This window comes from Mycobacterium sp. E2238, assembly GCF_001672665.1.
Classification (GTDB): Bacteria; Actinomycetota; Actinomycetes; order Mycobacteriales; family Mycobacteriaceae; genus Mycobacterium.
On sequence record NZ_LZKF01000230.1, the window covers coordinates 1 to 13,676 of the forward strand.

The 13,676-nt window shown below is 68.3% G+C and carries 13 protein-coding genes and 2 pseudogenes; 7 read left to right on the forward strand and 8 right to left on the reverse strand.

Features of this window, described 5'->3' with window-relative positions:
- A pseudogene (locus tag A5711_RS21040) lies at positions 1 to 281 on the reverse strand (SRPBCC family protein); the annotation flags it as partial.
- Between the two features lie 82 nt (positions 282 to 363).
- Between A5711_RS21040 and A5711_RS21045 the strand changes: the two are divergent.
- From A5711_RS21045 to A5711_RS21055, 3 genes and pseudogenes are all read left to right on the forward strand, one after another.
- Positions 364 to 633, forward strand: a pseudogene (locus tag A5711_RS21045) (SRPBCC family protein); the annotation flags it as partial.
- A gap of 20 nt (positions 634 to 653) precedes the next feature.
- A complete protein-coding gene (locus A5711_RS21050) occupies positions 654 to 1,538 on the forward strand; it encodes a class II glutamine amidotransferase (RefSeq protein ID WP_067949936.1) in 885 nt (294 codons plus the stop codon).
- A 30-nt stretch (positions 1,539 to 1,568) separates the two neighbouring features.
- Positions 1,569 to 2,438, forward strand: a complete 870-nt coding sequence (locus A5711_RS21055; protein ID WP_067949978.1) for a patatin-like phospholipase family protein — start codon at positions 1,569 to 1,571, stop codon at positions 2,436 to 2,438.
- Between the two features lie 37 nt (positions 2,439 to 2,475).
- On the opposite strand, the gene A5711_RS21060 is transcribed toward A5711_RS21055, so the two are convergent.
- Together A5711_RS21060 and A5711_RS21065 are read right to left on the reverse strand one after the other, a co-directional pair.
- Complete coding sequence (locus A5711_RS21060) at positions 2,476 to 3,555, reverse strand: patatin-like phospholipase family protein (protein WP_067949981.1); 1,080 nt, start codon at positions 3,553 to 3,555, stop codon at positions 2,476 to 2,478.
- Between the two features lie 90 nt (positions 3,556 to 3,645).
- A complete protein-coding gene (locus A5711_RS21065; protein WP_231987516.1) occupies positions 3,646 to 4,089 on the reverse strand; it encodes a lipoprotein LpqV in 444 nt (147 codons plus the stop codon).
- A gap of 112 nt (positions 4,090 to 4,201) precedes the next feature.
- On the opposite strand from A5711_RS21065, the gene A5711_RS21070 reads away from it, so the two are divergent.
- Positions 4,202 to 4,798, forward strand: coding sequence for a cysteine dioxygenase (locus A5711_RS21070; RefSeq protein ID WP_067949938.1), 597 nt, complete (start codon positions 4,202 to 4,204; stop codon positions 4,796 to 4,798).
- Positions 4,798 to 5,247: a rhodanese-like domain-containing protein gene (locus A5711_RS21075; RefSeq protein ID WP_067949940.1), complete on the forward strand. Its 450-nt coding sequence runs from the start codon at positions 4,798 to 4,800 to the stop codon at positions 5,245 to 5,247. Before A5711_RS21070 ends, A5711_RS21075 begins: the two co-directional genes overlap by 1 nt.
- On the opposite strand, the gene A5711_RS21080 is transcribed toward A5711_RS21075, so the two are convergent.
- The 3 genes from A5711_RS21080 to A5711_RS21090 are packed head-to-tail and all read right to left on the reverse strand — an operon-like array spanning position 5,248 to position 8,850.
- The gene (locus A5711_RS21080; protein ID WP_067949943.1) at positions 5,248 to 7,008 is read right to left on the reverse strand and encodes an alpha/beta-hydrolase family protein; all 1,761 of its coding nucleotides are present in this window, start codon (positions 7,006 to 7,008) and stop codon (positions 5,248 to 5,250) included. It lies immediately after the preceding gene.
- A 7-nt stretch (positions 7,009 to 7,015) separates the two neighbouring features.
- Complete coding sequence (locus A5711_RS21085; protein WP_067949945.1) at positions 7,016 to 7,798, reverse strand: enoyl-CoA hydratase; 783 nt, start codon at positions 7,796 to 7,798, stop codon at positions 7,016 to 7,018.
- A gap of 14 nt (positions 7,799 to 7,812) precedes the next feature.
- Positions 7,813 to 8,850 carry an enoyl-CoA hydratase/isomerase family protein gene (locus A5711_RS21090; protein WP_067949947.1) on the reverse strand — a complete coding sequence of 346 codons (1,038 nt, stop codon included), beginning with the start codon at positions 8,848 to 8,850 and terminating at the stop codon, positions 7,813 to 7,815.
- A 210-nt stretch (positions 8,851 to 9,060) separates the two neighbouring features.
- Between A5711_RS21090 and A5711_RS21095 the strand changes: the two genes are divergently transcribed.
- A complete protein-coding gene (locus tag A5711_RS21095) occupies positions 9,061 to 9,912 on the forward strand; it encodes a Bax inhibitor-1/YccA family protein (protein ID WP_067735063.1) in 852 nt (283 codons plus the stop codon).
- A gap of 137 nt (positions 9,913 to 10,049) precedes the next feature.
- Here the strand turns inward: A5711_RS21095 and A5711_RS21100 are convergent, their stop codons facing one another.
- Both A5711_RS21100 and A5711_RS21105 read right to left on the reverse strand, forming a co-directional pair.
- Entirely contained in the window at positions 10,050 to 11,267 is a 1,218-nt protein-coding gene (locus A5711_RS21100; RefSeq protein WP_067949948.1) for an acetyl-CoA C-acetyltransferase, read from the reverse strand.
- Positions 11,268 to 11,350: 83 nt separating this feature from the next.
- A complete protein-coding gene (locus tag A5711_RS21105) occupies positions 11,351 to 12,313 on the reverse strand; it encodes an SGNH/GDSL hydrolase family protein (RefSeq protein ID WP_156673429.1) in 963 nt (320 codons plus the stop codon).
- 243 nt (positions 12,314 to 12,556) lie between these two features.
- Between A5711_RS21105 and A5711_RS21110 the strand changes: the two genes are divergently transcribed.
- Entirely contained in the window at positions 12,557 to 13,624 is a 1,068-nt protein-coding gene (locus tag A5711_RS21110; RefSeq protein WP_067949950.1) for an alpha/beta hydrolase, read from the forward strand.
- Positions 13,625 to 13,676: the final 52 nt, after the last annotated feature.

Consider the following 13,676-nt stretch of genomic DNA (forward strand, 5'->3'; position numbering starts at 1 on the left):
ATCGGACCGTGGATCTGGGTGAGCCGGTAGCCGAACGATCGCGGCGGGTCGACGCTGGTCAGGTCTTCGCGCGCGCTGCCGCCGCCGGCCAGGATGATGGTGCGGCTCTGACCCGCCGCATCCCAGGCGCCGGTCTGGCTCCGCACCTCCTTGATCGGCGGTATCGGCCCATACCACCGGCCGAAGATCTCGGGCAGCGGGATGGGCAGGGTGCCGTGAAACGCCGCGTCGGGCGCGACGGCCACCACGTGCGATCGTTCGACGACGAGGGGCTGGGGCATGAGGCTCCTTCCTGCCCTGGGTTATTCGCGGAGACTCGCCCTCAGTCCCGGGCCTCGACCACCCAGTAGCCATGCTCGGCGTAGCGCGCGCGAAGACCTGACCAGCGTCGACCCGCCGCGATCGTTCGGCTACCGGCTCACCCAGATCCACGGTCCGATGGCGCTGCTGGTCGGCTCGGTCACCGGTGAGTGGATCTTTACCCCGACCGCTGGCGGCACCGAGATCACCTGGCGCTGGGCCATTTACCCGAAATCCGTCCTGTCCGCACCGGGCCTGCCGCTCTTCGGGATGCTGTGGAAGCGCTACGCACGCCGGGTGCTGATCGACCTCGCCGAGGTGTTGACCCGCTGAAGCTGGGTACCGTCGAGACCATGTGTCGACTTTTCGGGCTGCATGCCGGGACCGACGTTTGCACGGCGACGTTCTGGTTGTTGGACGCCCCGGACAGCCTCGCCGATCAGAGCCGAAGGAACCCGGACGGCACTGGCCTTGGGGTCTTCGACGGCCTCGGGCGGCCGCAGCTGGACAAGCAACCCATGGCGGCCTGGGAGGACGCCGCCTTCGCCACCGAAGCCCACGAGTTGACCGGCACCACCTTCATCGCGCACGTGCGTTACGCCACGACCGGTGCGCTCGACGTCCGCAACACCCACCCGTTCCTGCAGGACGGCCGGATCTTTGCGCACAACGGCGTGCTGGAGGGGCTGGACGCTCTCGATGAACGGCTCCGCGAGGTCGGCACCGACGATCTGGTCCTGGGCGACACCGATTCCGAGCGGGTGTTCGCGTTGGTCACCGCCTCGATCCGGGCACTCGACGGTGACGTGACCGCCGGCCTGACCGATGCGATGAAATGGCTTGCCTCCAATGTGCCGATCTATGCGGTCAACGTGCTACTGAGCACGGCGACCGACATGTGGGCGCTGCGGTATCCCGAAACCCATGAGCTTTACGTCATGGATCGGTCCGCCGAAGCGCCGACGGAGGCCCCGAAATTCGATCTGCGCACCAAGCGAATTCACGCGCGGTCGGAACATCTGTGCACGCGCCCGTCGGTCGTGTTCGCCACCGAACGCATGGACGACGACCCCCGCTGGCGGCTGCTCGAGCCGGGTGAGCTGCTCCATATCGACGCCGCGCTGCAAGTCGAACGCAGTCTGATACTGCCCGACCCGCCCGCGCACCTGCTGCGTCGGGAGGAGCTGAGCGCGCGGGCGCAGGAATCGCAGCACGCGCTGCCGATCGCCCGGCGCTAGCCCAATGCCGGCCTGGCAGAGTGGGTGGGCGTGACAACCAGACGAGCGCTTGTGCTGGCGGGTGGGGGAATAGCGGGAATAGCCTGGGAGACAGGCGTTTTGCGCGGCATCGCCGATGTGTCGCCGACGGTGGCCGACTTGTTGCTGGGTTCGGACGTGCTGGTGGGGACCTCTGCGGGCGCCGCCGTCGCCGCGACGATCGGCACCGGCAGCACGCTCGACGTGCTGTTCGACCGGCAGGTCGCCGAATCGTCGGCCGAGATCGATTCCGGGGTCGACGTCGAGGAGATCACCGAAATGTTCCTGGCGGCCCTGGCGGAGCCCTTTGCGGATCCGTTGAACAAGACCCGGCAACAGATGCAGCGGATCGGGGCTGTGGCTTTGGCGACGAAAACCGTTCCGCCGCCGGTGCGCCGCGAGGTGGTCGCCCAGCGCCTACCGTCGCACCACTGGCCCGATCGGGCGCTGCGGATCACCGCGATCGACGTGGAAACCGGCGAATTGGTGGTTTTCGATCGCGAATCCGGCGTCGACCTCGTCGATGCGGTGGCGGCCAGCTGCGCGGTACCCGGGGCGTGGCCGCCCGTGGCGATCGCTGGCCGCCGCTACATGGACGGCGGGATCGCCAGCTCGGTCAACCTCGGCGCGGCAGGCGACTGCGACACGGCGGTGGTGCTGGTGCCGTCGGGCGTGGACACGCCCTCGGCGTTCGGCGACGGGCCGGCCGCGGAGATCTCCGCCTTCGCGGGCACGACGTACGCGGTGTTCGCGGACGCCGACTCGCTGGCGGCCTTCGGGCCCAACCCGTTGGACCCCGCCTGTCGCGTCGTGTCGGCATTGGCGGGACGCGAGCAGGGCCGCCGCGAAGCTCGGGGCGTCGCGCGCTTCCTGGGCGTCTGATCGAGCCGGGACGTAACGCGCTGCGGCAGCGCGGGTTTCAGGCTTCGGTCGCGGGCGGCGCGGTTCGTTCGTTCTCGAAAGCGTCCAGGGCCTCGTCGGCCAGCGCACGGCCGACGGCGATCACCTCGGCCGCCCGGTGGAACTCCAGTCCCCGGCAGACCGACCGCGGGACCTCGATCAACAGGTCGGGCGGGTAGACCGCCAGCGTATGGCGCGCCAGCGCGGCCTGGGCGATGTCGATCGTCCGGTTCATCACCTCGAAGCTGCCCAGCTTCGGAACCTCGGGCGCGGCGTCGGCCAGCTCGCCGGCCGCGTCATCCCCGGCGGCGGGCTCCTCGACGTCCGCACCGTCCGACCAGCCGTCCGCTTCCGCGGGGGACGCGCCGAATCTGCCCAGGACCGCGCGCGCGGTCGGCCGATCGAGCAGCGACCGCGCCGCGGAGGTGTCGAGCAGCGCGGAGGTGCTGCGCACCATGCGGTTCAGCCACTCGGCGGTCACGCCGGCCTCGCCCTCCCGGTTGGCGATCGCCTCGCTGCCGGACAGGCTCACCGCGATGGTCACGTCGGCGTTGATCGCGGACAGGGGAGCCATCGGCAGCGGGTCCAGGATGCCGCCGTCGGCCAGCAGCCGCCCGTCGACTTCGTGCGGCGCGATCACGCCCGGTATGGCGATGGAGGCACGGATCGCCGCGTCGACCGGACCGCGCTGGAACCACACCGACTTACCGGTCAATAGGTCGGTCGCCACCGCGGTGAAGGGGATGGGCAGCCGCTCGATATCCATGGGGCCGAGGATGTCGCGCACCGCGTCCAGGATTTTCTCGGCCCGCATCACCCCGGCCGCGCTGATCGAGAAGTCCAGCAGGCGCAGAATGGTGCGCTGCGTCAGGGACTTCGCCCAGTCGGCGAACTCGTCGAGGCGCCCGGCCGCCTCCAAACCGCCGACCAGCGCGCCCATCGACGAGCCCGCGATCCCCACGATCTCGTAGTCACGCGCGCGCAGCGCGTCGATCACCCCGATGTGGGCGTAGCCGCGGGCCCCGCCGCTGCCCAGCGCCAGCGCGACGCGCGTCGGTGACGATCGGCGCGCGCCGACTCCGCCAGGTCCGTCCGGCATCTCTTCATTTTGCGCGGCGGAGCGGTGTTGCAGCGGCCGGGTTGGCACTTTCTGTACCCGTGAATTCAATCGCGCAGGAGTTCGAAAGGGCTAGCCGCATTCGTCGCCGGCGGCGGCGCGCGCGGCGGTGATCACTGCCGCCTGCCGGGCCGGTGTCAGATCCGTCCAGCGGGCGTTCCAGCTGCCCGCGGTGCCCGACGGGGCGGCCTGGATCATCGCCAGATAGGGCTCGAACAGCGACTGACCGGTCTTGGGCTGGGCATCCATCCACAGTTTTGCGGCGTGACAGGCCTGGTAATACTCTTCCTCGGTCGAATTCGCGGGCACGTCGACCCTGGTCGTCACGCCCGCCGGCGACAGACCGACGGCGCCCGGCGGCGCCGCGCCGGGGCGGACCGGTAGCTCCGCAGGCCGCTGAGATGAGGACGCGGGCTTAGCACTGGGGGCGTCAGGCGAGCATCCCGTGGCCGCCAAGAAGCCCGCCGCCACCAGGAGCATGCCCCACAGCCGGGGCCGTTGACCACACCAGCGCATCCTCTCAATCTATGCAACACTGGCGGCCGTGATGGAGCGCTTCGGATTTTGCGAGTGTTGTCGGCCGTAACCCGCCGCCGCCTGTCCGATCCTTCTTTGTGGAGCTCCAACCATGTCTTTGCCTCTTGCCGCTCCGGCTGCGTTGCGCCCGCGCACCATTTCGTCCCCATCGTCGGGACCGACCCGCCTGCGGGTTCCCGACCTCCTGCACGCCACCGACCAGGCCGCCGACGACGTGCTGAGCGGACGCTGCGACCACCTGCTGCCGCCGGGCGGAATACCCGAGTCGCGCCGCTGGTTCACCCGCATCCACGGCGACGAGGAGCTGGACGTCTGGCTGATCAGCTGGGTTCCCGGTCACCACACCGAACTGCACGACCACGGTGGGTCCCTCGGCGCGCTGACGGTCCTGTCCGGGTCGCTCAACGAATTCCGCTGGGACGGCCGGGCCCTGCGGCGTCGCCGGCTCGACGCGGGCGATCAGGCCGGGTTTCCGTTGGGCTGGGTGCATGACGTGGTGTGGGCGCCGCGGCCCGTGACGGTGCCCGTCTCGGGGCTGTCGGGCGCCGCCCGAGAGCCGGTGACGCCTTCACTCAGCGTGCACGCCTACTCGCCGCCGCTGACCGCGATGTCCTACTACGAGGTCACCGGCCGAAATCGGTTGCGCCGCCAGCGCACCGAATTGACCGACCAACCGGAGGGACCGTGATGAGCCGCATCGATGTTGTGTTGAGATCCGCCCGGCGCCGCTACCGTCGCCTTCCCGCCGTCGAGGTGCCCGATGCGCTGCGGCGCGGGGCGGTGCTCGTCGACATCCGGCCGCAGGCGCAGCGCTTCCGCGAGGGTGAGATCCCGGGCGCGCTGGTGATCGAACGCAACGTGTTGGAGTGGCGCTGCGATCCGACCAGCGAGGCCAAGCTGCCCGAGGCCGTCGGCGACGACGTCGAATGGGTGATCGTGTGCTCGGAAGGTTACACCTCGAGCCTTGCGGCCGCCGCGCTGCTGGACATCGGCCTGCACCGCGCCACCGACGTCATCGGCGGCTATCACGCGCTCGCGGGTGCCGGTGTGCTGGAACAACTTTCCGGTACCGGCTCGCTCGATGCGTCCCCGGGAGTGCTCGCCAACTCCGGCGACCTCGGTCGCCGCTGGCTCTAGCTACCCGGTTGAGGTGGCGTCCGAATGAAGCAGTGGCCGTAGCTTGTCGGTCTTTTCGGGCGTCCACCCCGGCGGTGAAAGCACGGCCGCCCAGCCGTCGGCCGCGTCGGCGACGTAGTGGTGGCCGTGACCCTCGGGTACGTCGACCGCCACGGCCATGTCGGCCGTGACTTGCAGGAACGTCACCACCGGAATCCAACGTGTCTCGGGCAGCACGTCGTAGCCTCGCCGCTCCCGCAGCCAATCCGGTTGGCTGAACAGCAGATCGGGGGACCACCAGGCGATCGGATCCGAGGCGTGCTGCAGATAGACCACACGGGGGTGGTCCCACGCGGATTTCGGCCGCGCCAAATTCGTTGGGCGAGCGACGAACCGGACGTTCTTGCCGTCGTTGTAAATGGGCAGCCACTCCGGGGAACCGGCGTCGCGCGTCGAGGTCAGGTCGGTCCAGATGGTGTTTTGAAATGTCGGTCCACTGAACAAGGCGCCGTCGGTGCGGGCGAGCACGTTGTTCAGGCTCATGAACGGCGCCTCGCCGCCGAACGATCCCAGACTCTCGCCGAACACAACGAGTTTGGGTCGTTGCGCTTCGGGCATCTGGCGGATCAGCCGGTCGACGGCCTCGAACAGCGCCTGGCCGGCGCGGCGGGCGTTCTCCTTGTCCACCAGGAAGGACAGCCAGCTCGGCAGGAACGAGTACTGCATGCTGACGATCGCGGTGTTGCCGTTGTACATGTACTCGAGCGCGTCGGCTTCCGCCTCGTTGATCCAGCCGGTGCCGGTGGTGGTCGCGACGGCGACGACGGCGCGTTGCAGCCCGCCGGTGCGTTGCAGCTCACGCGCCGCGAGCTCGGCGGTCGCCGTGATGTCGTCGGCGGAGTTCAGCCCGGCATAGGCCCGTATCGGTTCGGTCGCCGGAGCGCCATTGAAGGCGGCCAGCTGGTCAACTCTTGGCCCGGCTTCCACAAAGATCCGGCCTTGGTGCCCAAGGGATTCCCACGAGACAAGTGAATCGGGACCGCCGGACCGCAGCGGGGTCTTCGGCGGCGCGGTGTCGGGATTCATCTCGTTGTTCGCCGAGGCGAACGTGTTGTTCATGGTGCGCATGGCGGACTTGAGCACGACACCGTTGAGCACGGTGATGGTGAGCACCACGAGCAGCGCCACCACGATGGTCGCCGACAACCGAAATGGCGCGATGCGGTCGACCTGGCCGACCAGGAACCTGACCAGCCACCGGATGAACTGGCCGATTTCGACGAGGGTGAACAGCACCACCAGCGACAGGCCCGCGGCCACCGGGTAGTCGTACCACTTCAGGTGCCGTACACCCATGAGGTCGCGCACGTTGTCCTGCCACACGTGAAACCAGACGGCCATCAACACCATGCCGAGCGCACCGATAGGGATCAGCACCTTCCACGCCCAGCGCGGCGCGGGCGGACTGGACTGCTTCGCCCACAGGTACCGGTACAGCCAAACGGCGAAGACCCCCAGCCCATATCCGATGGCGCCGGAGATGCCGCTGACCAGCCCCTGGAACAACGCGCCGCGCGGCAGCAGGGACGGCGTCATGGAGAACCAGATGAAGATGAGGCCAACCGTGGTGCCGGTGAAGGTGTAATGCCGCACCCACCAAGGCTTTTCGGGTGACTGCGCATCGCGAGTCTGCGGGTGGGCATCCGGACGCGCGGCTTCCTCCGTGACGGCCGTGGGGTTGCCGCCGGCTTCGGTGTTCGTCGCTGTGCCGGGCTCGCTCATCGCATGCCTATCGGTGGGTGAAGTTGGGAGGGCGCTTCTCGATGAACGCCTTCATGCCCTCGGACTGGTCCTCCGTCGCGAAAGTCGAGTGGAAAAGGCGGCGTTCGTAGAGAAGCCCTTCGGACAGCGTGGATTCGAACGCGCGGTTGACGGCCTCCTTGGCCATCCGGGCCGCCGAGCGTGACATTTGGGAGATGGTGGTGGCGACGGCCTTGGCCTCGGCCAGCAGATCATCGGCGGGCACCACGCGCGAAACCAGGCCGCTGCGTTCGGCTTCGGCGGCGTCGATGGTGCGCCCGGTCAGGATGAGGTCCATGGCCTTGGCTTTGCCGATGGCACGGGTGAGGCGCTGGGAGCCGCCCATGCCGGGCAGCACGCCGAGCTTGATCTCCGGCTGGCCGAACTTCGCTGTGTCGGCGGCAATCAGCACGTCGCACATCATCGCCAGCTCGCAGCCGCCGCCGAGAGCGTGCCCGGCCACCGCGGCGATGGTCGGGGTGCGCACGGCCGCCAGTTTGGCCCAGGGGGCGAAGAAGTCGGCGTCGAATGCCTCGGCGTACGTCAGGCCGGCCATCTCCTTGATGTCGGCACCGGCCGCGAACGCCTTCGCCGAACCCGTGATGATGATCGCCCCGATGCCAGGGTCGTTGTCGAACTCCGTTGCCGCCCTGGTCACTTCGTTCATCACCTGGGTGTTGAGCGCGTTGAGCGCTTTCGGCCGGTTCAGGATGATGGTGCCGACGCGCTCGTCGCGCTCGACCAGGATGGTTTCGTAATCAGCGTCTGTCATCGCGAATCCTCTTCCTAGAAACTCAAGTCGTCGTCGACCGGGGCGAAATACGCCTCGACGTCGGCCCCGGTCACCGCGGCCAGCGTCGCCGGCGACCACTTCGGGTTGCGGTCTTTGTCGATCAGCTGTGCTCGGATGCCCTCGACCAGGTCGTGTGAGCGCAGCGATGCCGACGACACCCGATAATCCTGAATGAGAACGTCTTTCACACTCTCGAGTTTGGCGGCGCGCCGGACGGCTTCCAGGGTCACCGTCAACGAGATCGGCGAGCGGGTGCCGATCAGGTCGGCGGCGTCTTGGGCCGGGGCGGCGGCATGCCGGCGCAAACTGGCAACGATGTCTTCAACCGTGTCGCCGGCGTAGCAGTCGTCGATCCAATCCCGTTGTGCAGCAAGCTCGCTCGCCGGGGGCTCGACGGCGTGCGCGGCAAGTGCGCTCTGAACGCCATCGGCGACGATCGTCCGGGTGAACGCCTCGAGATCGTCGTGCGGCACATAGTGGTCGGCGAATCCCATGGCGATGGCGTCGGCTCCGGAAAACGGAGCTCCGGTCAGGGCGGCGTGCAGACCCAGCCCACCGGGCGCCCGGGACAGCAGGAACATCCCGCCGACGTCGGGAACGAAGCCGATGCCGACCTCGGGCATCGCGATCTTGGAGGTGTCGGTCACCACTCGGATGTTCGCGTGCGCGCTGACGCCGACGCCGCCGCCCATCACGATGCCGTCCATCAGCGCCACGTATGGCTTGACGAAATCGGCGATCTGGGCATTGAGCAGGTACTCGTCGCGCCAGAACCGCCGCGCATCCACCCCGTCCTTACGCGCACTGTGATAGATGGAGACCACGTCGCCGCCGGCGCACAAGCCGCGCTCGCCGGCGCCGGCGAGCACCACCGTGGATACCGCGTCGTCGTCCGCCCAGCGGGTGAGTATGGCGCTCAGCGCGTCCACCATCTGCTGATTCAGTGAGTTGATCGCCTTGGGGCGGTTGAGCGTGATCAGACCGACGTTGCCGTCGACGCGGGCTAGAACCTCATCGGATTCGTCGGTCACGCACTGGCCTCCCATCACCGGTCCACCCTCGAACGAAAAATCTAGATCGTGACGACCGGCGCCATACCCCCGGGTAAGGGTTATCTTTAACGCGACGACAGCAAAGGCTGCGGGCACCGGAAAATGCCCAGGTCGGCCGGGAACTCGGACGGGACGCTGATCGTTGAGAGTGTGTTCGCACAGCTCGAAGCCAATAGAGAGGATCCGACGGTGCGGGAGACAAGCAACCCGGTATTTCGTTCGTTGCCCAAGCAGCGGGGGGGATACGCGCAATTCGGCACGGGCGCGGCCCCGATGCAGGGCTATGGAGCCGACCCCTACGCGGCGCCCTACCAAGCTCCCTACCAGGAGACCAGGGCTTCGCGTCCGCTGACCATCGACGACGTCGTCACCAAGACCGGCATCACGCTGGCCGTGTTGGCGGTGTCCGCCGTGGTGTCCTACTTCCTGGTCGCCTCCAACCTCGCGCTGGCGATGCCGCTGACCCTGGTCGGTGCGCTCGGCGGTCTGGGGCTGGTGCTGGTCGCGACCTTCGGCCGCAAGCAGGACAGCCCGGCCATCGTGCTCAGCTACGCCGTCCTCGAGGGGCTCTTCCTGGGCGCCATCTCGTTCGTCTTCGCCAACTTCGCGGTCTCGCACGCGAACGCGGGCGTGCTGATCGGGGAGGCCGTGATGGGCACCTTCGGTGTCTTCTTCGGCATGCTGGTGGTTTACAAGACCGGCGCAATCCGGGTCACCCCCAAGTTCACCCGGATGCTCGTCGCCGCGATGTTCGGCGTGCTGGCCCTGATGCTCGGCAACTTCGTGCTGGCCATGTTCCACGTCGGCGGAGGCACCGGCCTGGGCCTGCGCAGCGGTGGTCCGCTGGCGATCATCTTCTCGCTGGTTTGCATCGGCATCGCGGCGTTCAGCTTCCTGATCGACTTCGACGCGGCCGACCAGATGGTGCGCGCAGGGGCGCCGGAGAAGGCGGCCTGGGGTATCGCCCTCGGCCTGACCGTGACCCTGGTCTGGCTCTACATCGAGATCCTGCGGCTGCTCAGTTATCTGCAGAACGACTAGTTCTCTTCAACGAAAAGACCGGCACGCCGATTGGCGCGCCGGTCTTTTCGTGTTGGCGTCGAGTGTGCACTGAGGGCGGGCCTGTCCGGCGTGTCGCGACCATGGCCGCACACTCGACGGCGAGCTCCGGGGATCGGTCAGCTCAGCCGTTCGATGATCATCGCCATGCCCTGCCCGCCGCCGACGCACATGGTCTCCAGCCCGAACGTCTTGTCGTGCGTCTGCAGGTTGTTGATCAACGTGGTCGCGATCCGCGCGCCGGTCATTCCGAACGGGTGGCCCAGCGCGATCGCCCCACCGGAGACGTTCAGCTTGTCCTCGTCCATGCCCAGCTCGCGTGCCGAGCCCAGCACCTGGACCGCGAAGGCCTCATTGATCTCGTAGAGGTCGATGTCGTTGATCGACATTCCCGCCCGCGCCAGCGCCTTCTTGGACGCCTCGATCGGGCCGAGCCCCATGATCTCCGGCGAGAGGCCGCTGACGCCGGTGGACACGATGCGCGCCAGCGGCGTCAGGCCTAGTTCCTTGGCCTTGGTGTCGCTGGTGATCACCAGCGCGGCCGCGCCGTCGTTGAGCGGGCAGGCGTTGCCCGCGGTCACCGTGCCGTTGGGCCGGAACACCGGCTTGAGCTCGCTGACCTTCTCGTAGGTGGTGCCGGGACGGGGGCCGTCATCGGTACTGACGGTCGTGCCGTCCGGGAGGGTCACCGGGACGATCTCGCGCTCGAAGAACCCGCTCTTGATCGCCTCCTCGGCGCGGTTCTGGCTGCGCACCCCCCAGCGGTCCTGGTCCTCGCGGCTGACGCCGGTCAGGATGGCCACGTTCTCGGCGGTCTGCCCCATCGCGATGTAGACGTCGGGCACGTTGCCGTCGGCCCGCGGGTCGTGCCATTCGTCGGCCCCGCCCGCGGCGGCGGCGGTGCGCTCCTGGGCCTCGTCGAACAACGGGTTCTTGGTGTCAGGCCAGGAGTCGGAGTTGCCCTTGCCGAACCGGGACACGGTCTCGACACCCGCGGAGATGAACGCGTCGCCCTCGCCGGCCTTGATCGCGTGGAACGCCATCCGGGTGGTCTGCAGCGACGACGAGCAGTACCGGTTCACGGTGGTGCCGGGCAGGAAGTCGAAGCCGAGCTCGACGGCGACCACGCGCGCCATGTTGAAGCCGGACTCACCGCCGGGCAGGCCGCAGCCCAGGATGAGGTCGTCGATCTGGTGCGGGTTGAGCGCGGGCACCTTGTCCAGCGCGGCGCGCACCATCTGGGTGGCCAGGTCGTCGGGCCGCATGGAGACCAGCGACCCCTTCATCGCGCGGCCGATCGGCGAGCGGGCGGCAGAGACAATAACGGCTTCAGGCATGACGGTTCCCTTCAAATCCCTTCCGGATTCCGGCGAGTTCGCTTCACAAACCGTTGACTTGACGCCGACGGACTAGGACAAATCTAGTCGCTGGCGACCGGTGGGCACGAAGACGGGGCGGGTCCCGGCACCGGGCGCCGCCACAGCCGCGACATCACGCTGATCCGCGTGTGGCGCTGACCGAGCACCGGCGCGGTCGTGGACGCCGCCAACTCCAGCGGCGGAAGATCAACCTCCTCGCCCAGCGCTTCGCACAGCGCACGCAGCAGCGCGTCGGCCGCGATCGCGTATGCGGGGGCGGACGGGTGGAAGCCGTCGGGGGAGAACATCACGTGGGGCGTCGACCGGAATTGCGGAGTCATCAACTGCCCGAGCGGTACCGGCATACCGCCGGCGGCCCGCACCGACGCGGCCTGGGCGCGCGCCAGTTGCATACAACGCTCGTGTGCGATCGAGCGAAGGGGCTGGGGGATCGCGGTGATGACACCCAGGTCTGGGCAGGTGCCGGCGATCACCACCGCACCGCGGGCGCGCAACTTGCGGACGCTCAGCCCGAGCCGCTGCGCCGACTGGCTGACGCCGTTGAGGGCCGTCACGTCGTTGGCGCCCACCATGATCACCGCCGCATCCGGCGGCTTCCCGGCCACGAACATCGCATCGACTTGGCCGCACACGCCTTTCGACGTTGCGCCGACGATTGCCTTGGTGCTCAACCGGATTCGCTTGCCCGTCTGTTCGGCGAGGCCGCGCGCGATTCGCACTCCCGGCACTTCCTCGGCGCTGGTGCACCCGTAGCCGGCGGCCGTCGAGTCGCCGAAGATCATCAGGCTCAGATCGAACGGCACGCCGCGGTGCCACCGCTCCACCGGGCCGCCACCGCGGGTGTACACGCCGTCGGCGCGCGGCGGGATGTCCCACGACTTGGGGATGACGGTGCGCGCGTGCGTCGCCTGGCCGGCCAGCAGGTTGCGCGCGCCCAGATAGGCAGTTCCTGTCGAGGCGAGGGCGCCTGCGGTGGCCAGGGCGATTGCCGAACGACGGGGCACCCGCATGGTCACGCGGTCCATTTTAGATGGGCTTGCATGTTTGCGGGGTCCGCTGACCAACAATGTGGTCACGGGAAGAATCAAATTGGTAACGAATCAGGCTTTTTAAATGTTCTCTTAAGAAGTGCCTGTCAAGCTGAGTCGGCGGGGTCGGCTGAGTGCCTTGGGCAAACCGCTGAACCAGACGCTTAGCTGCCTCGTCACATGCTGTATCGCACTACAAAGACGTAGGAAGTGTTGAGCATGAGCGCACCCGGCCAGGTATCCGGCTCCCCCCGGACTGCCCTTCGTCCTTATCAAGTTCTCAAGGCGCGTCGCGCCGAGGCGCGCCGATACGCGATGAGCGATGGCACCCCGGTCGAGGTCCTGGAGTCCGGGCCCAGCGTTGCTGCGCGGGTGGCCAACCTGGCGTCGCGGGTGACGGTCCGGCCGGTTCTGTCCGTCGGCAGCCACGTCCCCAACTTCCCCTGGCCCTGGGGCCTCATCGACCTGGCGGCCCGGGTGGTGCTCCCGGTGACGGCCACCGTCCGCGAGACGGTGAACTTGCCCAACGCGTCGGCGCAGCTGGTGCGCGCCCCCGGCGTGCTGCCCGCGGACGGCACCCGGCGGGTGGTCGTCTACTTTCACGGCGGCGCGTTCCTGACGTGCGGGGCGAACTCGCACGGTCGGCTGGTCGAGGCGCTGTCACAGTTTGCTGATGCGCCGATCCTGGTGGTCAACTACCGTCTCCTGCCCAAGCATTCGATCGGGATGGCGCTCGACGACTGCCACGACGGCTACCAGTGGCTGCGGCTGCGCGGATACGAGCCGGATCAGATCGTGCTGGCCGGCGACTCCGCGGGCGGCTACCTCGCGCTCGCGCTGGCGCAACGCCTGCAGGAGGAGTGCGAGGAGCCGGCCGCGCTGGTATTGATCTCGCCGCTGCTGCAGCTGGCGAAGGAATACAAGCAGGCCCATCCCAACATCAACACCGACGCGATGTTCTCCGCCCGGGCGTTCGACGCGCTGGCCGCGCTGGTTGCCAGCGCGGCCGAAAAGCACAAAGTCGGGGGGCGGCCCGAGGAGATCTACGAGCCGGTCGAGCACATCAAGCCGGGCCTGCCGCGGACGCTGATCCACGTGTCCGGATCCGAGGTGTTGCTGCACGACGCGCGGCTGGCGGCGAGCCGGCTGGCCGCGGTCGGTGTGCCGGCCGAGGTGCGGGTGTGGCCCGGCCAGATTCACGACTTCCAGCTGGCCGCTCCGATGGTCCCGGAGGCGGTTCGCTCGCTGCGCCAGATCGGCGACTATATCCGTGAGGCCACCGGCTAGCCCAACCCGTCGGGCGCGAACTCCGAAGCCGTCGTGCACCCCCGGAACCTGC